An 18898-nucleotide genomic window follows, 5' to 3' on the forward strand; every position below is an offset into this window, starting at 1 on the left:
GGGGTGTGCGGGTGTCATGAGCCTCGCGGTGAGCGACTTTCTCCCGGCCGGTGTTCCGGAGGGTGAGAGTGCGCTCACCGGACTGCTCACGCACCTCGGGCAGGTGGTTGATGTTCTTGACCTGGATCATCTGGACCGGTTGACCGGCGAACAACTGTTGACCCAGCTGGGCCAGGTCGCCGGGGCGGTGCGTGCCGGGGAGGCGGTCCTCGCAGCGTTGAGTGCTGAGGTCGCTGACCGGTCTGACCCCGCCCGCGGCAACGAGGGGTTGGCGGTGAAACACAACTATCAGCGTCCGTCGCATCTGATCGAGGTGATCACCGGGGTGTCCTCGGCGGCCGCGTCACGGTTGATCCGGGTGGGACAGCGCACCTGCCGGAGGCTCACTGACGCTGGGTTTCCGTTACCGCCGTTGTTTCCGGTGGTCGGGGAGGCGTTCCGGCAGGGCCTGATCGGGGTGGAAACCGCCGAAGCGATCACCCGGGAGCTGTCCCTCGCCGCACCTCGTGCCGAGGTGGAACACCTGACTATTGCCGAGCGCACCCTGGTCAGTGAGGCGGTCGGTGCCGGCTGGCGCGACGGGTTACCCATGTCGGCCGATTTGGTGGGGATTCAGGCTCGGCAGTGGCGTGACCGGTTGGACGAAGACGGGATCGAACCCCTGACCGACAAAGCGTTCCAGAAACGCGATTTCTGGATCGCCCGTGCCGCGAAGGACGGGTTGGTGAAGTTCGGTGGGCAGGTCACCGAAGATGTCGGAGCGAAACTCCACGCCCTGCTGGATGCGGTGCTGAGCCCGAAAACCGCGGACCGATACGAGACAACCGACCCCGCCGAGGCATCGGACGGCGAGGCAGGTGATCAGGCGCCGGACGAACCCATCCGGGCCCGCCGGACCGCGGGGCAGCAACGCGCTGACGTGTTCGCCGCGATGATCGACGCCCTCGCCCGCTCCACCGACACACCATCGGTCACGGGTGCGGCACCCACCGTGGTTGTCACCGTGAACGCGGACGTGATCGACTCGAAGTCCGGTACCGGCCAGATCGTGGGAGTGAACAGCCCGGTGGCGGCGTCAACGATCACGCAGATTCTGTGTGATGCGAGCATCATCCCGGTGTTCATCGACCCCGACGGCACGGTTGTCGCCCTCGGCAACGACCAGCGCGGGTTCAACCGGACCCAGCGAATGGGAATGATCGCCCGCGACGGACCGACCTGCGCGATGCCGGACTGTCAGATCCCGGCCACCGGCTGCGAAGCCCACCACATCATCCCGCACTCCGAAGGCGGGCCCACCCATCTCGATAACGGAGTCTTGTTCTGCTGGTTCCACCACCGGATGGTCGACACCGGGGTTTTCACGGTGACGATGGTGAACGGCAAACCCAAGGTCACCATCGCCGAATGGATCCGCCGCAAACCATACTTCCGGTAACGGGCGCTGACCGGCGCTGACCGGCGCTGACCCGCATGACCGGTGCGGAGGGCGCTGACCATCGCTGACCGGCGCTGAGCTCGCCGACCATTGACGGCCGGTGCGGACCATCGTCGGCGCGTGCTGACCAGCCCGGCTCCGCCATCCGCGTGGGCATCCCACCATCCGCGTGGGCGTCCCACCATCGCCGTGCGCGTACTCTTGATCTCATGAGTGAATCGCGCAACACCCCAGGCCAGAAGAACGACACCGGCTGGGATGTGGGCGTACGAAAGACCGTGGACACCACACCTCAGAGTCTTTGGGACTACCTCCTCGGTGAGGGACTTCCGCTCTGGCTCGGCGAGATTGACTCCCTTCCGACCAAGAAGGGCGTCCGTTACCAGACCACCGACGGCGTTCGGGGCACGATTCGTGCCTTCACCGCCGGCAAACAAGTCCGCCTCACCTGGCAGCCCCAGGACTGGCCGCACGACACCACGCTGCAGCTCACTGTGTCCAAGTCCGGCCCGGGCGCCATCGTCGAGTTCCACCACGAAGACCTCGCCGACCGCGACGAACGACGGATGATGCTCGGTCACTGGCACAACGTCACCGACTCCCTCGTCGACCACTTCGCCTAGCCGATTAGGCTGGAACCGTGGCAACGGCATCCCTCACCCTGATCTCGAAACCGGGCTGTCATCTCTGCGATGACGCCCGCACCGTCGTCACCAGCGTGATGACAGAGCTCGAATCTCGCCAGGACGCGCCCCGGCTGACGCTCGATGAGGTATCGATCCTCGACGATGCCGAATTACACGAACGCTACGTCGAAGAGATTCCCGTTCTCCTCATCAACGGACGGGTCCACAACTACTGGCGCATCGACCCCAAACGCCTCACAACAGCACTTTTGGAGCTCACATGATCCGCCACATCGTCTGCTGGAAACTCGCCGCAACGGATGCCGCCACCAAGGCGGAACACGCCGCCCGCATCGCAGCGGAGATGGGCGAATTGCCCGCCCTCATTCCCGAAATCCTCTCGCTTCAGGTGGGCGAGAACGTCCTGTACCCCGAGGTCAACTGGGATGTTGTGTTGATCGCCGACTTCGCGGATGCCGCTGCGCTCGAACGTTATTCGGCGCACCCCGAACACCAGAGGGTGGGTAAGTTCATCGGCGAGGTCCGGTCGGACCGCATCGCCGTCGACTTCGAGGTCTAGACCCGGCCAGACCCGACACCGCTACGCGCGAGCGAGCGCCTTCGCTTTGAGGGTCTCGAACTCGGTTTGCGAGATCGCCCCCGAATCGAGCAGCGCCTTTGCGGTGGCTATCTCGTCACTCGGCGTCGCCTTTCCGGCAGTTTCGCGGATGTAAGCATCCGTCGCTGCCTTCGCGGTGTTTGCCCGCTCCGCCGACCGCTCTGCCATGCCTTTGCCGCGCGCGATCAGGTAGACGAGCGCGGTGAGGAACGGCAGGAAGACCAGGAAGATGAGCCACACGGCCTTGAGCCAGCCGTTGAGGTTCCGGTCCTGGAAGATGTCCGCGATGATCGAGAACAGAGCGAAGAGGTAGGCGATAAACGCGAACGCCCAGAAGAAGACCCACAAGAGGTCCCAGATGTTTCGAACGAATTCCACAGCGGATCCTTCCTGCGGGCGAGCTCATGTGACTCGCGTGGCCGGATCATATCGCCGTGGAACGGCGAAAAGACAGGGCCCCCGGGAAGCTGCCTGCGCGTGACGCGGCGTTCCCGGGGGCCCTCGGCTTCAGTGTCCTACGGCAGCAGGCGCGTCGGTCCGCGGAACAGGTACGTGACCTCGCGGATCGATGTCTCGTGCAGCATGAGCATCAGTACACGGGCGAGGCCCATGCCGAATCCACCGTGCGGCGGAACGCCGTAACGGAAGAAGTCGAGGTAGAACTCCAGCTCCTCCGGGTCGAGACCCTTCTCCTTGGCCTGCTCGATGAGCACGTCGACGCGGTGTTCACGCTGGGCGCCCGTGGAGATCTCGACGCCGTTGAAGATGAGGTCGTAGCTCTTGGTGATCGACCCATCGCCCTCGTGACGCATGTGGTAGAACGGCCGGATGCTTGACGCATAGTCGGTGAGGAATACGAACTCGTGGCCGAACTTCTCCGCGACGTAGGCCGCGATCTGACGCTCACCCTCGGGGTCCATGTCGTCATCGGCGCGGGGCACTTCGTATCCACGGTCGGCGACGATCTGCTTGGCCTCGGCCAGCGGGATGCGGGGGAACGGGGTGGCAGGAACGGTGACCTCGAGGTCGAACAGCGCCTTGATCTCCTCGCCGTGCTTCTCCTTGACGGCGCTGAAACCGGCGACGATGAGGTCCTCGTGCAGCTTCATGACGTCTTCGTGCGAATCGATCCAGCTCACCTCGGAGTCGATCGACGTGAACTCAGTGGCGTGACGTGAGGTGAACGACGGGTCGGCGCGGAACGCGGGTCCGACCTCGAAGACCTTGCCGAAGCCGGCAGGCTGAGCCATCTGCTTGAAGAACTGCGGGCTCTGCGCGAGGTAGGCCTTGGTGTCGAAGTAGTCGACCTCGAAGAGCTCGGCGCGTGATTCGCTGGCGGATGCCATCAGCTTCGGTGTGTGGATCTCGATGAAGTCGTTCTCGATCCAGTACGTACGCAGCGCGTGCTCGAACGTCGTCTGGATACGGAAAATGAGGTTCTGCTTCGGGTTGCGGAGGTCGAGGAAGCGCCAGTCCATGCGCTTGTCGAGGCTCGAGTCGGCGGCAATGGGTGCCTCGGGCAGGGCCTCGGAAACAACGGTCAGTGTCTCGAGCTTGATCTCGAGTCCGCCGAGCTTGACGCGCTCGTCGTGCTTGAGCGTTCCGGTCACGGTGATGAACGAGCCGTGGGCCAGGGCCGAGATCGATTCGGTGATGGCCAGCTTCGATGCCGACGCCTCATCCTCGGGGTTCAGCTCGCGCACGGCGGGGTTCACCAGCTGTGCGGCACCGGACTCATCGCGCAAGACGATGAACTGCACCTTCTTCTGGTCACGGACGGTCTCGACCCATCCGGAGACGGAGACGGGACCTTCGGGAAGGTCGGCCAGGTTCTTGATCAATACGCGTGTGGTCACGAGGGTCAAGCTTACCCGCGCGCCGCTGCGCTTCTCCTGACGGTGTCGACCCCGCTGTTCTCCGCGTTTCAGGTCGCGCTGGCGGGGGCGAGTCGCTCTCGGTGTTTTCCGAGTTCTACCGAACGTAGACTGGGACGTGTGGTAGCCAGCCAGATCCACCTCGTCCGTCACGGCGAGGTGCACAATCCGACACGAGTCCTCTATGGTCGACTCCCTGGTTTCCGACTCTCCGAACGCGGAGAACTCATGGCTGCCGCCGCAGCGGAAGACCTCGCCGCGCGCGATCGCACCATCACCCGGCTGGTGGCATCCCCGCTCCAGCGCGCACAGGAATCCGCGGCTCCCATCGCCTCCCGGTTCGGTCTCGACATCGTCACCGACGAGCGCATCATTGAGCCGACCAACCACTTCGAGGGCAGGATCATGCGGGCCGCCCTTCGCAACCCCGCGAACTGGCCGGCGCTGCGCAATCCGCGCAAGCCCAGCTGGGGCGAACCGTACGTGTCGATCGTCGCGCGCATGCTCGACGCCGTCCGTGACGCGTGGGAATCCACCGAGACCGGCGACGCCGTTCTCGTGAGTCACCAGTTGCCGATCTGGATGGTGCACTCGTCGCTCACCGGCACACCGCTGCCGCACGACCCCCGCCAGCGTCGGTGTGCACTCTCGAGCATCACCACTTTCGAACACCGCGATGGAGCCTTCGTCGAGGTCGGTTACTCAGACCCGGCGGCCCCGCTTAGCGCCGGCGCGACGGACGTGGGGGCGGTATGAAACACCGGATGCCGTTGGTCGCGACGCTCCTCGCCTCGACACTCCTCCTTGCGGGCTGTTCGAGCGACCCACTCGCTGAGCAGTACGCGGAGGGCAGCAACAAGGGCTACATCGCGGGCGACGGGAGCGTCACCGAGATCGCCGAGGCCGACCGCGGAGAGTCGATCACGTTCTCCGGCGTCGCCGATACGGGTGAGCAGATCGCGTCGGCCGACTTCGCCGGCGACGTCCTGGTGGTCAACTTCTGGTACGCCGCGTGCGCACCGTGCCGTGCCGAAGCGCCGCTGCTTCAGGAACTCAGCGCGGAGTACGACGGTAAGGACGCGCAGTTCATCGGCGTCAATGTGTACGACCAGGCAGACACCGCTCTCTCGTTCAACGACAAGTACGGCATCACGTATCCGTCGATCATGGACGTGCAGGACGGTGCGGTGAAGCTCGCCTTCACCGGCAGTGTGCCGCCCAAGGCCGTTCCCACCACCCTTGTCCTCGACAAGGAGGGCCGGGTCGCCGCACGAATCCTCGGCCAGGTGAAGGAAGCGTCGATCCTCGACACCCTCATCCGCGACGCGATCGCCGAGTAACCACGTGAACCCCGGCGAGATCATTTTCAATGGCCAGCTTTTGGCCGCCATCCCGATAGCACTGCTCGCGGGGCTCGTCTCGTTCGCGTCTCCCTGTGTGCTCCCGCTCGTTCCCGGTTACCTGGGCTACGTCGGCGGCATGTCGAACGGCGCACGCGGCAAGGCCACCCCGGCACGGTCTCGGGTGCTTCTTGGTGCCACGCTCTTCGTGCTCGGTTTCTCGCTCGTGTTCGTGCTCATCGGTGCATTCGCTGGAACCGTTGGCGCATTCGTCGTCCGCTGGGAAGACATCATCACCCGGGTTCTTGGCGTCGTCGTCATCGTCATGGGACTTGTCTTCATCGGCCAGTTCTCGTTCCTGCAGCGCACGGTGAAGTCGAACTTCCGCCCGGCAACCGGACTCGCCGGAGCGCCGCTTCTCGGCATCGTCTTCGCGGTCGGCTGGACCCCGTGCCTCGGCCCAACACTCATCGCCATCAACGCGCTGAGCTTCGAGTCCGGGTCGACCGGTCGGGGAGCAATCCTGGCGCTGTTCTATTGCGTTGGTCTCGGCATCCCGTTCCTTCTCGTCGCGGCCGGCCTCAACTGGGTGACCGGATCCGTTGCATTCTTGAAGCGGCATATTCGCGCAATAAATATCGGAGGCGGCATCCTGCTCGTAATCATCGGCGTGCTCATGGTGACTGGTGTGTGGGGCATCTTCATGTCGAAGCTTGGGGTGGTGATCAGCGGATTTGTCCCGGCCATCTGATTACGTTGACGCCGGAGCGCCGCTGAGCGAACGCGAGCGCCCGGATTCCGACGCGGCTGACGTCCAGCAGCCGAAACTCGGGTTCGTCGGCACCCTTCGCTTCATCTGGCGCCAGCTCACGAGCATGAAGACGGCGCTGCTTCTGCTCCTCCTGCTCGCTGTCGCGGCGGTACCGGGTTCGCTCGTGCCCCAGCGCAGCTCCGACCCGAACGGCGTCATCCAGTATTTCGCCGACAATCCGGACCTCGCTCCGGCTCTCGACAACATTCAGATGTTCGACGTCTACGGGTCCGTCTGGTTCTCGAGCATCTACCTTCTCCTCTTCGTGTCGCTCATCGGTTGTGTGATCCCACGCACCAAGCACCACCTCCAGGCCATGCGTGCACGTCCGCCGCGCACTCCCGCCCGCCTCGAGCGTTTGCCCGCACACACCGAGCAGACCCTCTCGGGTGGCGATGCCGGAGCCGCGATCGACGCGGCACGGGGCCTGCTGAAAAAGTCCGGCTATCGCGTCGAGCTCTACCAGGGCAGGGACGGCGCCGTGTCGGTCTCCGCGGAGCGCGGCTACCTGCGTGAGACGGGCAACCTCGTCTTCCACTCAGCGCTCGTCGGCATGCTCGTCACCGTCGCGATCGGCGGCGGGCTCGGCTACGCCGGACAGCGGGTCGTCGTCGAGGGGCAGACTTTCGTCAACACTCTGCTCGATTACAACTCCTTCAACCCGGGCCGGTTCTACAACCCGGACGACCTCGCGCCGTACTCGCTCTCGCTCGATCGGTTCGATGTGGCCTACGAGCAGGAGAACCTCGACGCTTACGGCCAGCCCATCGACTTCACGGCATTCGTCACCACCCGCTCACCCGGCGGCGATCCGGTGGAACGCACCGTGAAGGTCAACGAACCGCTCCGCTACGAGGGCACAGACGTCTACCTCCTGGGCAACGGCTACGCGCCGACCATCACCGTCCGGGACCCGGATGGCACGGTCGTGTTCACCGATTCGGTGCCGTTCCTCCCGCAGGACGCCAACCTGACGTCCCTCGGTGTCGTGAAGGTCCCCGATGGACTCGAAGAGCAGATCGGGATGATCGGTTTCTTCTATCCGACCGCACAGCTGCTCGAGACCGGCGCGTACACCTCTACCTATCCCGATCTGGTGTTCCCGGTTCTGACGCTCAACGTGTACACGGGTGATCTCGGCATCGACGACGGTGCACCCAAGTCGGTGTATGAACTCGAGACCGACGACATGACGCAGCTCACCGGCGGCAAGACCGGCGTCGACTCCATCGAGCTGATGCCGGGCGAGAGCCAGGAGCTCCCGGGCGGCGTCGGCACGATCACCTTCGAAAACGCCAACCCCGACGCGGTTCCCGTCGATCCGGATGCCGCTGCCAGCGACGATCATGCAGCGGTCACCGCCGCGCACTACGACAACGCGGTCCCGCGGTTCGCGTCGTTCGACGTGCACCGCGACCCGACCCAGGGGTGGGTGCTGCTGTTCGCCATCCTCATCCTCGGCGGCCTGCTCACCTCGCTCTTCGTTCCCCGGCGCCGGGTCTGGGTCAAGGCAACGGACAAGCCTGACGGCACTGTACACATCCAGTACGCCGGCCTTGCACGCGGTGAAGATCCCGGTCTCGTCGAAGCCGTCGATGCGATCGCCTACCGTCACGGCACCGCGCTCGGCCTCGAACGATGAGTGCACGCACCCGCGACGTGGCGATCGCTGTCGGTCTCGACGTCGTCGTGACGCTGATTTTCGTGCTCATCGGACGCGGCACACACAACGCTGACCCCACGGTCGTGGGCTTCGCGACGGCGTGGTGGCCGTTCCTCGCCGCGCTCGCACTCGGCTGGCTCGTCACCCTCGCGTGGCGCCGCCCGTTCGGACCTGTCTGGCCCGGGCTGGGACTCTGGCTGATCACCGTCGCTGGTGGGATGCTGTTCCGCACGCTGTCCGGGCAGGGAACAGCTCTCGCTTTCGTCATCGTTGCCACCCTGTCACTCGGCATCCTGCTTATCGGATGGCGCGGCATCGCCGTGTTGATCCGCCGTCGATCGTCACTTACTCGCGCTCCCTCAGCGTGAAACCCGAGAGGTACTGTTAAACCGTGGATCTCAACGAACTGTCCGTCCTCGCCCTCTGGTCCGCCATGGCGATCTACGCGCTGGCGTTCATCGCCTTCGCGGTCGACCTCGCCAAGCGTTCAGCCGACGTCACGGCGGCCGCAGAACTGACCGAGGGCGACAGCGTGAGCGTGCCCATGGCCGCAACAGTCGGCTCCGCCGGGAACGCCAGGGTCGCAGCATCCGCGGATTCGACGGTGAACTCAGGGCGTCGCCCCGTCGGGACGCTCACGCGCACTGACCCGGACGCTCCACAGGTCCAGGCCAAGAAGTCAGCGGTGCTTCGGGTTGCCGTCGCGCTGACCGTGCTCGGGCTTCTGCTTCACCTGACCGCAGCGGTCACCCGTGGCGTCGCCGCGGAGCGTGTTCCGTGGGCCAACATGTACGAGTTCGCCATGACGGGCACACTCCTCATCATTGCGACCTACCTCGTCGTGCTCACCCGCGTTGACCTGCGCTTCCTTGGCACCTTTATCGTCGGCCTCGTGCTCATCATGCTCGGCGTCGCTGCCGTGAACTTCTACGTTGAGGTCGTTCCGCTTCCGCCGGCGCTGCAGTCCGCGTGGCTCGTGATCCACGTTTTCGTCGCGTCGACCGGAACCGCACTGTTCGCGCTCGGGTTTGCGCTGTCCGTTCTGCAACTGGTGCAGCACCGCCGGGAAGCGAGCGGTTCCGACCTGAAGTCGCTCAAGCTGAAGTTCGTCGCGACGCTCCCGTCGGCGGCGCGCCTCGAGAACCTCGCCTACCGTTCCAACATTGTCGCGTTCATCCTCTGGACGTTCACCCTCATCGCCGGTGCGATCTGGGCAGAGCGCGCGTGGGGCCGTTACTGGGGCTGGGACACCAAAGAGGTCTGGACCTTCATCATCTGGGTGATCTACGCCGGATACATCCACGCTCGCGCGACGCGCGGCTGGCGTGGATCGCGCTCCGCGTGGCTGTCGATCATCGGCTTCGTCGCGGTGATCTTCAACTTCTCGATCGTGAACCTGTTCTTCAAGGGACTGCACGCCTACTCGGGCCTTTAAGCCTGCACGCGTACTGGGGTCTGTAAGCCTGCACGCGTACTGGGGTCTGTAAGCCTGCACGCGTACTCGGGTCTGTAAGCCCGCGCTCGTCTACTCGCCTGTACGCGGCAACGCGAACCAGCGCCGAACGCTCGTGCCGCGGCCCGGCTACCCGGGCCTCTCGTCGAGCGCTACAGTCCCATGCTCGAGCTGCAGATACTTCTGCAGCGCGGGCATGGATGTGCAGCGCGTGCAGGCCCGGGTCGCGCTCGTGGTGGGGTGGGGTGCCGCTGGGACGGCGGGCTCGGCTCAGGCCAGCGCGCGGCGGGCAGGGCCGGTGCGGCAGGGCCGGCGCCGGGGCTCAGGCCGGCGCCATGCCCGTGCGGCGGCCCGGATGCGTCCTGCCGCTCGTCGAGCGCTACAGTCCCATGCTCGCGCTGCGGATACTTCTGCAGCGCGGGCATGGATGTGCAGCGCTCGGTGGGTAGCTCCGGGGCTCAGGCCAGCGCCGCAGCCGCGTCGCCCTCCGCGAGCAGCTCGTAGCAGCGCGACACCCGCTCCAGCCACCATTCGCGGCGGGCCGGTGACGCCGCATAACCGTCGATCAGCCGCGGCGTCGGGGTGACCCTGCGCACATCGATCGATCCGCCGGATGCCTGCATCGGGGCATCCGTGACATCCGCCGACAGCAGCGACGCCGTACCGAGCCCGCAGTCGTAGTCGAGCTCGGGAATCACCGACGCGAGCCACGCCCCCATCGACAGGCCAACCGACGTGTCGAGGGCACTCGACACGACCACGGGAAGCCCGGCCTGGGCAATGATGTCGAGCGAACGACGGATGCCGCCGAGCGGCTGCGCCTTCAGCACGAGAATGTCCGCGGCACCGGCCCGCGCAACGTTGAGCGGGTCGGCGGCCTTGCGCACACTCTCGTCTGCAGCGACCGGCACTCCCATGTACTTCGTCCTGCGGCGGATTTCGACGAGCTCCGCAACCGTGGCGCAGGGCTGCTCGACATACTCGAGGTCGTACTCGGCGAGGGCGTGGATGGCGTGCTCCGCCTCGTCGATGTTCCAGCCGCCGTTTGCATCGATACGGATCCGGGCTTCCGGGCCGAGGATGTCGCGCACCGCACGCACCCGCGCGACGTCTTCGGCGAGCCCCTGGCCACGTTCGGCGACCTTGACCTTTGCCGTGCGGCATCCGTCGAACCGCTTGAGGATTCCGGCGACGCGGTCGACGTGCACCGAAGGGACCGTGGCGTTGACCTGGATGCTGGAGCGCAGCGGGGTGGGCAGGTCGCCGAACGCGAACTCGATGGCAGCCCGAAGCCAGGTGGCGCTCTCAGCGTCGTCATATTCGACGAACGGGGAGAACTCGCTCCACCCGTTCGGACCCTCGAACAGCAATGCTTCGCGTTCCTCGATGCCGCGGAACCGGGTGGCGAGGGGCAGCGCGACGACCCGCGCTGTGTCGAGGAGATCGTGGAGCTGTGGACGCATGCCTCCAGTCTGGCATCCGTTCCCGCCGTCGTTAGGCTGGAGCAATGACCGTGTCAGAAATATTCGACGAGACCCAGTGGGCGGATGTGACGGGGTTCGATTCCCTCACTGACGTGACCTATCACCACGACACGACGGGCCGCATCGCTCGTATCGCGTTCAACCGGCCAGAGGTGCGCAATGCGTTCCGGCCACACACGGTCGACGAGCTTTACCGGGTGCTCGAGGATGCGCGCACCAACTCACGAATCGGTGTCGTGCTGCTCACCGGAAACGGTCCGAGCCCGAAGGACGGCGGCTGGGCGTTCTGCTCCGGCGGCGACCAGCGCATTCGTGGCCGCGACGGCTACAAGTACTCGGACACCGACTCGGCCGGGGGAGTCGACCCCGCGCGCGGCGGGCGCCTGCACATTCTCGAGGTCCAGCGTCTGATCCGGTTCATGCCGAAGGTCGTCATCGCTGTCGTTCCCGGTTGGGCTGCCGGCGGCGGCCACTCGCTTCACGTGGTCTGCGACCTCACGATTGCCAGTCGTGAGCACGGCAAGTTCAAGCAGACGGATGCCGATGTCGGCTCCTTCGACGCCGGTTACGGAAGCGCGTACTTCGCCCGCCAGATCGGCCAGAAGTTCGCCCGTGAGATCTTCTTCCTCGCCGAGGAGTACTCGGCAGAGCGCGCCTACCAGATGGGCGCGGTCAATGCCGTCGTTCCACACGAGGAGCTCGAATCAACTGCGCTCGACTGGGCGCGTACGATCCTCGGGAAGTCGCCGACAGCCATCCGGATGCTGAAGTTCGCGTTCAACGCGGTCGATGACGGCATGGTCGGTCAGCAGGTGTTCGCCGGTGAGGCAACGAGGCTTGCGTACGGAACCGACGAAGCCGTTGAGGGCCGCGACTCGTTCCTCGAGAAGAGGGAGCCGGACTGGGGGCCTTATCCCTGGCAATACTGACGGCTCGGCCCGGGGTCTTTAGTCTCCTGACGGGGCGGTCGCTGACGCGCATACTGTGCGGAAGGGCCGCTCGGTCCGCGTCCACACGACGAGCACAGGAGGACGAAATGACCGCTAGACCCGCCCAGTCACACAGTGACGACGTCAGAGAAATTCCGGTTAACGGCCGCGGCGATATCCTCACTCGAACCGCTCGCCGCTGGCTCGCCGTTCTCAGGCTCGCCCTCGGTTTCCTCTTTCTCTGGGCTTTCCTCGACAAGACCTTCGGGCTCGGGTTCTCGACCCCGTCTGAGCGCGCCTGGATCAACGGCGGAGCGCCAAGCCAGGGCTTCCTCAAGAGCGATGCGGTCCGCGGGCCGCTGAAGGACTTCTTCGGCAGCATCGCCAGCCCGCTGACCGACTGGCTGTTCATGCTCGCGATGCTCGGACTCGGTGTTGCCCTGATGCTCGGCATCGGCTTGCGCGTGAGCGCCGTCGTCTGCACCTTCGTGATGATCCTCATGTACCTGGCTGAGTGGCCGTTCACGCCCAACTCCGGGTCCACCAACCCCCTCGTGGATTACCACATCATCTACGCACTGGCCAGCATCGTGATCGCCGCAACCTATGCCGGCGATACCTGGGGCGCCGGCCGCCCGTGGAGGCGCCTGGGGATCGTGCGCAAGAACCCCTGGCTGATCTAGCACTGCCGGTTACCACGAAGGGCGAACGGATGCCGATCCGTTCGCCCTTCGTCTGTGCGGGCATCACGCACGGCGAGCAGGACGCCGACACGCCTCGTTGTGGTGCCATCCCGGCGCCGGGGGGCGTAATCGGAGCTGCTAGGCGGAGATGAGGGAGGCAAGCTCCGCCCACTCGGCGCGCGGCAGCCTCCGTTCTCCCGTCAGCACGTGCAGCGCGAGGTGGTCGGCCCCGGCGGCGATGTGCTCGTCGATGCGGCTGCGCACATCGTCCAGTGACCCCCAGGCGACAATACGGTCGATGAGCCCGTCGCTGCCGCCGGGCACGAGGTCGTCGTCGCTAAAGCCGAGGCGCCGGAGGTTCGCCTGGTAGCTGGGGAACCCGATGAACATGCCGATGCCGGCTCGTGCGATCTGGCGGGCCTTCGCAGGATCAGTTTCGAGCACGACCGCCAAGTGGGGCGCGATCAGCCTGCTCTCGCCGAGAAGGGAGCGGTTTACGATGTTCGACTCGGGGGTGACGAGGAATGGGTGAACCCCCGCGCCTCGCCGGCCCGCGAGCTCGACCATCCGCGGGCCGAGTGCTCCAAGGATGCGGTCGTTCGCCGCCAGTGGCGGCGTGGCCTGGTCGAGGCGGTCCAGGTACTGGTTCATCGCGTCGATCGGGGTACCGAAGGGCTTGCCAACGGCGGCAGCGTTCTGCGGACTGCTGACGCCGAACCCGGCGAGCAGCCGGTCGCCGTGTTGCCCGGTGATGCGTGCGAATTCGTTGGGTGCGGCGTCGGCGTCCGGCCCCCAGATACTCGCGACGCCGAGCGCGACGCTCAGCCGGCTGGTCGCCGTGAGCAGATCGCTGGCGCTCCGCCAGATTCCCGGTCCACCGGCGCCGGCAAGCCAGAGAGCTCCCCAGCCTGCGTCGTCGAGCTCGGCGGCGGCGTCGCCAGCCGCGGAGGGATCGGCTCCGCGCAGTTCGAGGCTCCAAACTCCGAGCCGTCCAATGTCGACGGGCGCCGACCTCTCCGTAGTCATCTCGCGTGTCCTTTCGTGTGTGTGCGATTCAGTCGTTCGGGGCTGGGACTCAGGCGGTCCAGCCGCCGTCGATGGTCACCGTTGAGCCGGTCATGTAGGCCGCCTGGTCGCTGGCGATCCACGCCACGAGTGGTCCGACTTCCTCGACGGTGCCGAAGCGGCCCACGGCAGTCAGGCCGGCGAGGAACTCACCCGCGGGACCGCCCGCGGGGTTACCCTCGGTGTCGATCGGGCCGGGCTGGATGATGTTCGCGGTGATCTTGCGTGAGGCGAGGTCACGGGCGAGGCCCTTGGTGAACGCCACGAGGGCAGCCTTGGTCATGCCATAGATCGCCCCGCCGGGGAACGGCAGGCTCTCGGCAGTGACGCTGCCGATCGTGATGATGCGGCCGCCGACGGGCAGGTGCTTGATCGCCTCCTGCGTCGCGTAGACGGTGCCCCGGATGTTGATGTTGACCGTGTGATCGATGTGCTCGTCGGACGCGTCCTGGAACGGCTCAAACCACCCGGCGCCCGCGCTGTTCACCAGGATGTCGAGCGAGCCCAGCTTCTCAGCCGCCTCACGCACCCCCGCGCGGGCGCCATCCGCGGTGGAGTTGTCCGCGCGGATCGCGACCGCCTCGCCGCCGGCGTCCTGGATCGCCGTGACGACCTGCTCAGCCCGCTCCGGCGACGACCAGTAGGTGATGGCGACCCTTGCGCCCTGCGCCGCGAGCTCGGTCGCCAGTCCTGCGCCGATGCCGCGGGACGCTCCCGTGACCAGGGCCGTCTTGCCTGCGAGGGGACGAGTAGTGGTGGTGGTCATGCTGACTCCTTCGATTTGTGTTCGGTACAGTACAGAATCACGATGCGCCCGCCGGTATTCCTCGAAGCGGTAAAATTGTTCGATCGGGTACAGAATGAAGAGATCGGAGGCGCAACATGGCGGAGCGAGGCCGACCACGTGAGTTCGAGCTCGACGTGGCGCTGGACGCGGCAATCGAGGTGTTCTGGCGGCAGGGGTATGAGGGCACCACGCTCGACGACCTGACGAGGGCCATCGGGATCAACCGGCCGAGCCTCTATGCGGCGTTCGGGAACAAGGAAGAGACCTTCAGGCGGGCCATCGCGCGCTACGCCAAGGTCGACATGGCCTATGTCGACGAGGCGCTCGCCAAGCCAACGGCCCGTGCCGTCGCCGAGCACTATGTGCACAGCAATGTGCTGGCGATTACCGATCCGTCCAAGCCACCCGGTTGCCTCTCGATCCAGGGTGGACTTGCCGGTGCCCCGACCGATCAACGGGTCGTCGACTTCCTCAACTCCAGCCGGGCGGCCGGCGAAGCGCGCTTCGCCGAACGCTTCGCACGCGCGATCCGTGAGGGGGACCTGTCGGACGCCGAAGACCCGGCAGAGCTCGCGAAGTATCTCAGCACCGTCACCAGCGGGCTCGCTGTCCAAGCCGCTGGAGGCGCCGAGCGCCCCGCCCTTGCGAGAGTCGCCGAACGAGCGCTCCGAGCCTTCCCGGGATGACCAGCCCCGCGCCACAGCCGAGGTTACGAAATCCGCCGCGGCGCTGCCTCCTCTCAGGCTGCTCTCCGCGGCCAGGCATCCGAAGCTCCTGACACGGTCGTTGCCGCCCGCATACACTGAAACCATGACGAGGCCACTCACCCGGGTGTCTGCCAGCGACCCACTCGAGCTGATGGTCGAGCTCCGGCGCGCACTCGACAGGTCGGGCCCGGCCATCACTCCCGTTCCGGGCGCCGACGATGGCGCAGATCCGACAGTGCCGACGGACGAAGAGGTGTCACAACCTGTCGGAGTCGTCATCGAGACCTCTGGCTCGACCGGGGTGCCCAAACGGGTTGCCCTCGGCTGTGATGCCCTGCTCGCGAGTGCCGCAGCGTCGGCAACGGTCCTCGATGGCCAGGGCCAGTGGCTCCTCGCTCTGCCGGCTCACTACATCGCGGGGATCCAGGTTCTCGTCCGCTCGATCGCCGCGGGAACCACCCCCATCGCTTTGCCCCAGGGGCGCTTCGATCCCGCCGCGTTCGCCGACGCATCGAAGCGTCTCACCGCTGAACGCCGGTTCACCTCCCTCGTGCCGCTTCAGCTCTCGCGCCTGCTGGAATCCAGGGCCGGGCTTCTCGCTCTTCGGCGATTCGACGGCATCCTCGTTGGTGGCCAGGCGATGCCGCTCTCGCTTCTCGCGCGCGTTGAACAGCTGGGCCTCCCGATCTTTCGCACCTACGGATCGAGTGAGACCTCGGGTGGCTGCGTCTACAACGGGGTCCCGCTTCCCGGTGTGCGCGTCCGGGTGGTCAACGGTGAGGTCGAGCTGGCGGGCCCGATGCTCGCGGAAGGGTATCTCGGCGACGACGCGCTCACCGAACGAACTTTTGTTGTCGATGACGGTCTGCGCTGGTATCGCACCGGTGACCTCGGCGAATTCGAGGACGGCGTCCTCCGGGTGACCGGGCGTGCCGACAACGTCATCATTTCCGGCGGCGTGAACGTCTCCCTCGACCGGGTCGAACGCGTGGTCAGGGGAATTCCCGACCTGGCGGAATCTGTGGTCGTTCCCGTGGCGGACGACCGGTGGGGAGAGGTTCCCGTCGTCGTCACGGTCGGACGGCATCCTGAACTGTCTGACATTGCGGATGCTGTCGCGGTCGCGCTGGGCAAACCGGCCAGGCCAGCGCACGTCGTCCGTCTCGACTCGATGCCAACCCTGCCGTCCGGTAAACCCGACCGGCTCGCGATCGTCGCGATCGTTGCGGTCACGCTCGGTTCTGAGGACGCGCAGACCGCCGAGCCGTAGTCCGCCCGCCGGCCACGCCAGCCCGCCCGATCGGTCGCCCCCGGCGGACCGCCTGGGCTGACCGGGTAAACGAAAAGGCCGGGGCATGACGCCCCGGCCTTTCGCTTCTGCTCATTCGGCAGCTGACGATTCAGCAGATCCCGCCGGAGTCAGCCGCTCAGGAGCCGCTGCCCGACTCGGAAACCTGGAGCGTGTCTTGCGGCTCGTTGGCGAGCGAGACCTCGATCTTGCGTGGCTTGGCCCGCTCCGAAACAGGGATCAACACCCGCAACACGCCGTTGGTGTAGTTCGCCTCAATGCGCTCGGTGTCGATGCCCTGACCGAGGTTGAGTTGCCGCAGGAAGGTACCGGTCATCCGCTCTCGTGCCAGCCACTTCACGCCCTCGCCCGTGCTCAGGGTGCGCTCCGCGCGGATCGTCAGCAACTGGCCGTCAACATCGATGTCAACGGACCCCGGGTCGATGCCTGGGAGATCGGCCTCGAGTACGTATCTCTCGCCCTCGCGATACAGATCGACGGGCATCAGGCGCGGTCCGTGCCTGCAGGGAATCGGTCACACGGTCGAGTTCGCGGAAGGGGTCGAAGTTCAGTGCCATAAGAAAGTTTCTCCTTTGCTTCACTGGGTTAAACAAGTACTGATCGTGAAGTTGAGTCGGTCAGACTCAAGTTCTGGCAGACATGCTAGCACCGGTGGTGAAAAATCAAAATGACGGCACTCGCGTACTGTGGCGCGCAACAAAACCCGTCACGTCGTAGCTGTAAACTCCTTGCGGACAGAGGGAGGTTGCCAGGTGGCAGCTAAGCAGCAGAGACTCACGCCGCCCACGGCACCGGCAGCATCGAAGCGAAAGGGCAAGAGCGGGAACCCCGCGGCACGTGTGTACGCCGATGTTCGCCCGGCCCGGTTCAGCGACTGGGTCGCCGGAGCGCGCATCCCGACCCTGCCGATGTCGGTCTCCCCGGTGCTCGTCGGCACCGGCGCGGCGATCGCGGCGAGCGACCCGGGTGAGTACCACTGGGTGCGTGCCCTGCTCTGCCTCGTCATCGCGGTGAGCCTCCAGATCGCGGTCAACTACGCGAATGACTACTCAGACGGCATCAGGGGTACCGACCGCGACCGTGTCGGTCCGTTCCGTCTCGTTGGCAGCGGCAAGGCGACGCCCAAGGCCGTGCTCACCGCTGCACTGATCTTCTTCGGCATCGCGGCTGTTGCTGGCCTGATTCTCACCGTTCTCACCCAGCTGTGGTGGCTGATCGCCGTCGGCGCCGTCGCAATAGTCGCTGCCTGGTTCTACACAGGCGGCAAGCGCCCGTACGGATATCTGGCGCTCGGTGAGCTCTTCGTCTTCATCTTCTTCGGTCTCGTCGCCACACTCGGAACCACCTACGCGCAGGTCATGGACCTCACCCAGGAGGCATGGCTCGGAGCGGTCGGCGTCGGTCTCATTTCCGTTGCGACGCTCATCGTCAACAACATCCGTGACATCGAGCAGGACCGCGTCGCAGGCAAGCGCACCCTGACGACGTTCCTCGGAACGATCCCCAGCCGCATCCTGTACATCGTGTGCCTGCTGGTCCCGTTCGGCATCGCCGCCTGGATCGCGCTGCTTTACCCGATCGCCTGGTTCGCGCTCTTCGCGCTCCTCGCTGCGCTTCCCGCGGCCATCATCGTCGCAACGGCGCGGACGGCCAGGGAGTACATCCTCGCGCTGAAGCTGACCGGACTCACCCAGCTGCTCTACGGCATCGCGCTGTTCTGGGCGTTCTGGAAGTAGCTCAGCGCTCGGTTGGTGAGCGGGACTCGTCTGTGTTCCGCTCATTCACCGTGTCCTCGGCATCCACCGTGTGCTCGGTGTCGACCGTGCCATCGGCGTGCGCTACGTGCGCGGTGTCTTCCGCGTCTTCGTCGGCGGTGACCGGCGTGCGGTTGCCGTGGCGGCGGTCGTACAGTTCTGCCGCGACCTGCTCGCGCGGCTGCCTGAGGAAGATGTACGACAGGCTCAGCCCGATGATCGCGGCGAGCACCGTCGCGACCCACGGCTCGAAGCCCAGGAAGAGAAGCAGGGCAAGGGGAACCGCGAAAGCGAGCAGGCGGAGCACCGTGTAGGTCACAACGGGGGGAATGCGTTTCACGGGATCAAGTGTATGC

21 protein-coding genes and 1 pseudogene are annotated in these 18898 nt (G+C 65.8%); 15 read left to right on the forward strand and 7 right to left on the reverse strand.

Annotation, left to right across the window (positions count from 1 at the left end; genetic code table 11):
• Positions 1-28: 28 nt before the first annotated feature.
• The 4 genes from AC1C2N_RS00750 to AC1C2N_RS00765 all read left to right on the forward strand — a co-directional run bounded on the left by AC1C2N_RS00750 (position 29) and on the right by AC1C2N_RS00765 (position 2644).
• A complete protein-coding gene (locus tag AC1C2N_RS00750; protein ID WP_495432474.1) occupies positions 29-1438 on the forward strand; it encodes an HNH endonuclease signature motif containing protein in 1410 nt (469 codons plus the stop codon).
• A gap of 209 nt (positions 1439-1647) precedes the next feature.
• Positions 1648-2061: an SRPBCC domain-containing protein gene (locus AC1C2N_RS00755; protein WP_495432475.1), complete on the forward strand. Its 414-nt coding sequence runs from the start codon at positions 1648-1650 to the stop codon at positions 2059-2061.
• A 17-nt stretch (positions 2062-2078) separates the two neighbouring features.
• Positions 2079-2348 (forward strand): glutaredoxin family protein, encoded by a 270-nt coding sequence (locus AC1C2N_RS00760; RefSeq protein ID WP_483405127.1) that lies wholly within the window; start codon positions 2079-2081, stop codon positions 2346-2348.
• Entirely contained in the window at positions 2345-2644 is a 300-nt protein-coding gene (locus tag AC1C2N_RS00765; RefSeq protein WP_483405128.1) for a Dabb family protein, read from the forward strand. The genes AC1C2N_RS00760 and AC1C2N_RS00765 overlap by 4 nt, the downstream gene beginning before the upstream one ends.
• Positions 2645-2665: 21 nt before the next feature.
• Here AC1C2N_RS00765 and AC1C2N_RS00770 read toward each other — a convergent pair whose 3' ends face one another.
• Both AC1C2N_RS00770 and aspS read right to left on the reverse strand, forming a co-directional pair.
• Positions 2666-3061, reverse strand: a complete 396-nt coding sequence (locus AC1C2N_RS00770; RefSeq protein WP_495432476.1) for an SHOCT domain-containing protein — start codon at positions 3059-3061, stop codon at positions 2666-2668.
• Positions 3062-3198: 137 nt separating this feature from the next.
• Entirely contained in the window at positions 3199-4524 is a 1326-nt protein-coding gene (gene aspS, locus AC1C2N_RS00775) for an aspartate--tRNA(Asn) ligase (RefSeq protein WP_495433064.1), read from the reverse strand.
• Positions 4525-4677: 153 nt separating this feature from the next.
• Between aspS and AC1C2N_RS00780 the strand changes: the two genes are divergently transcribed.
• The 6 genes from AC1C2N_RS00780 to ccsB all read left to right on the forward strand — a co-directional run bounded on the left by AC1C2N_RS00780 (position 4678) and on the right by ccsB (position 9806).
• The gene (locus tag AC1C2N_RS00780; RefSeq protein WP_495432477.1) at positions 4678-5313 is read left to right on the forward strand and encodes a histidine phosphatase family protein; all 636 of its coding nucleotides are present in this window, start codon (positions 4678-4680) and stop codon (positions 5311-5313) included.
• A gap of 8 nt (positions 5314-5321) precedes the next feature.
• Positions 5322-5897 carry a TlpA family protein disulfide reductase gene (locus AC1C2N_RS00785; RefSeq protein ID WP_495432478.1) on the forward strand — a complete coding sequence of 192 codons (576 nt, stop codon included), beginning with the start codon at positions 5322-5324 and terminating at the stop codon, positions 5895-5897.
• Positions 5898-5901: 4 nt separating this feature from the next.
• On the forward strand, positions 5902-6648 hold the full coding sequence (locus tag AC1C2N_RS00790; RefSeq protein WP_495432479.1) for a cytochrome c biogenesis CcdA family protein: 747 nt from the start codon (positions 5902-5904) through the stop codon (positions 6646-6648).
• Positions 6632-8350: a cytochrome c biogenesis protein ResB gene (gene resB, locus AC1C2N_RS00795; RefSeq protein ID WP_495432480.1), complete on the forward strand. Its 1719-nt coding sequence runs from the start codon at positions 6632-6634 to the stop codon at positions 8348-8350. Before AC1C2N_RS00790 ends, resB begins: the two co-directional genes overlap by 17 nt.
• The gene (locus AC1C2N_RS00800; protein WP_495432481.1) at positions 8347-8739 is read left to right on the forward strand and encodes a DUF3054 domain-containing protein; all 393 of its coding nucleotides are present in this window, start codon (positions 8347-8349) and stop codon (positions 8737-8739) included. The genes resB and AC1C2N_RS00800 overlap by 4 nt, the downstream gene beginning before the upstream one ends.
• A 65-nt stretch (positions 8740-8804) precedes the next feature.
• Positions 8805-9806: a c-type cytochrome biogenesis protein CcsB gene (gene ccsB / locus AC1C2N_RS00805; RefSeq protein WP_495433065.1), complete on the forward strand. Its 1002-nt coding sequence runs from the start codon at positions 8805-8807 to the stop codon at positions 9804-9806.
• A 476-nt stretch (positions 9807-10282) separates the two neighbouring features.
• Here ccsB and AC1C2N_RS00810 read toward each other — a convergent pair whose 3' ends face one another.
• Entirely contained in the window at positions 10283-11287 is a 1005-nt protein-coding gene (locus AC1C2N_RS00810) for an o-succinylbenzoate synthase (RefSeq protein WP_483405134.1), read from the reverse strand.
• Positions 11288-11331: 44 nt separating this feature from the next.
• Here AC1C2N_RS00810 and AC1C2N_RS00815 point away from each other — a divergent pair, with 44 nt between their 5' ends.
• Both AC1C2N_RS00815 and AC1C2N_RS00820 read left to right on the forward strand, forming a co-directional pair.
• Positions 11332-12237, forward strand: a complete 906-nt coding sequence (locus tag AC1C2N_RS00815; protein WP_483405135.1) for a 1,4-dihydroxy-2-naphthoyl-CoA synthase — start codon at positions 11332-11334, stop codon at positions 12235-12237.
• Positions 12238-12344: 107 nt separating this feature from the next.
• Positions 12345-12920 carry a DoxX family protein gene (locus AC1C2N_RS00820; protein ID WP_495432482.1) on the forward strand — a complete coding sequence of 192 codons (576 nt, stop codon included), beginning with the start codon at positions 12345-12347 and terminating at the stop codon, positions 12918-12920.
• Positions 12921-13058: 138 nt separating this feature from the next.
• Here the strand turns inward: AC1C2N_RS00820 and AC1C2N_RS00825 are convergent, their stop codons facing one another.
• Together AC1C2N_RS00825 and AC1C2N_RS00830 are read right to left on the reverse strand one after the other, a co-directional pair.
• Positions 13059-13946, reverse strand: a complete 888-nt coding sequence (locus AC1C2N_RS00825; protein WP_495432483.1) for a TIGR03620 family F420-dependent LLM class oxidoreductase — start codon at positions 13944-13946, stop codon at positions 13059-13061.
• Between the two features lie 49 nt (positions 13947-13995).
• On the reverse strand, positions 13996-14751 hold the full coding sequence (locus tag AC1C2N_RS00830; protein ID WP_483405138.1) for an SDR family NAD(P)-dependent oxidoreductase: 756 nt from the start codon (positions 14749-14751) through the stop codon (positions 13996-13998).
• Positions 14752-14867: 116 nt separating this feature from the next.
• Here AC1C2N_RS00830 and AC1C2N_RS00835 point away from each other — a divergent pair, with 116 nt between their 5' ends.
• Positions 14868-15458 (forward strand): TetR/AcrR family transcriptional regulator, encoded by a 591-nt coding sequence (locus AC1C2N_RS00835; RefSeq protein ID WP_495432484.1) that lies wholly within the window; start codon positions 14868-14870, stop codon positions 15456-15458.
• A 124-nt stretch (positions 15459-15582) separates the two neighbouring features.
• Entirely contained in the window at positions 15583-16749 is a 1167-nt protein-coding gene (locus AC1C2N_RS00840) for an AMP-binding protein (protein ID WP_495432485.1), read from the forward strand.
• Between the two features lie 157 nt (positions 16750-16906).
• Here AC1C2N_RS00840 and AC1C2N_RS00845 read toward each other — a convergent pair.
• Positions 16907-17345 (reverse strand): annotated as a pseudogene (locus AC1C2N_RS00845) (Hsp20/alpha crystallin family protein).
• Positions 17346-17540: 195 nt separating this feature from the next.
• On the opposite strand from AC1C2N_RS00845, the gene AC1C2N_RS00850 reads away from it, so the two are divergent.
• Positions 17541-18524 carry a 1,4-dihydroxy-2-naphthoate polyprenyltransferase gene (locus AC1C2N_RS00850; protein ID WP_495432486.1) on the forward strand — a complete coding sequence of 328 codons (984 nt, stop codon included), beginning with the start codon at positions 17541-17543 and terminating at the stop codon, positions 18522-18524.
• 1 nt (position 18525) lies between these two features.
• Here the strand turns inward: AC1C2N_RS00850 and AC1C2N_RS00855 are convergent, their stop codons facing one another.
• Positions 18526-18882 carry a DUF4229 domain-containing protein gene (locus AC1C2N_RS00855; RefSeq protein WP_483405143.1) on the reverse strand — a complete coding sequence of 119 codons (357 nt, stop codon included), beginning with the start codon at positions 18880-18882 and terminating at the stop codon, positions 18526-18528.
• Positions 18883-18898 lie beyond the last annotated feature (16 nt).

The sequence above is a fragment of the Mycetocola sp. Y791 genome, from assembly GCF_059445325.1.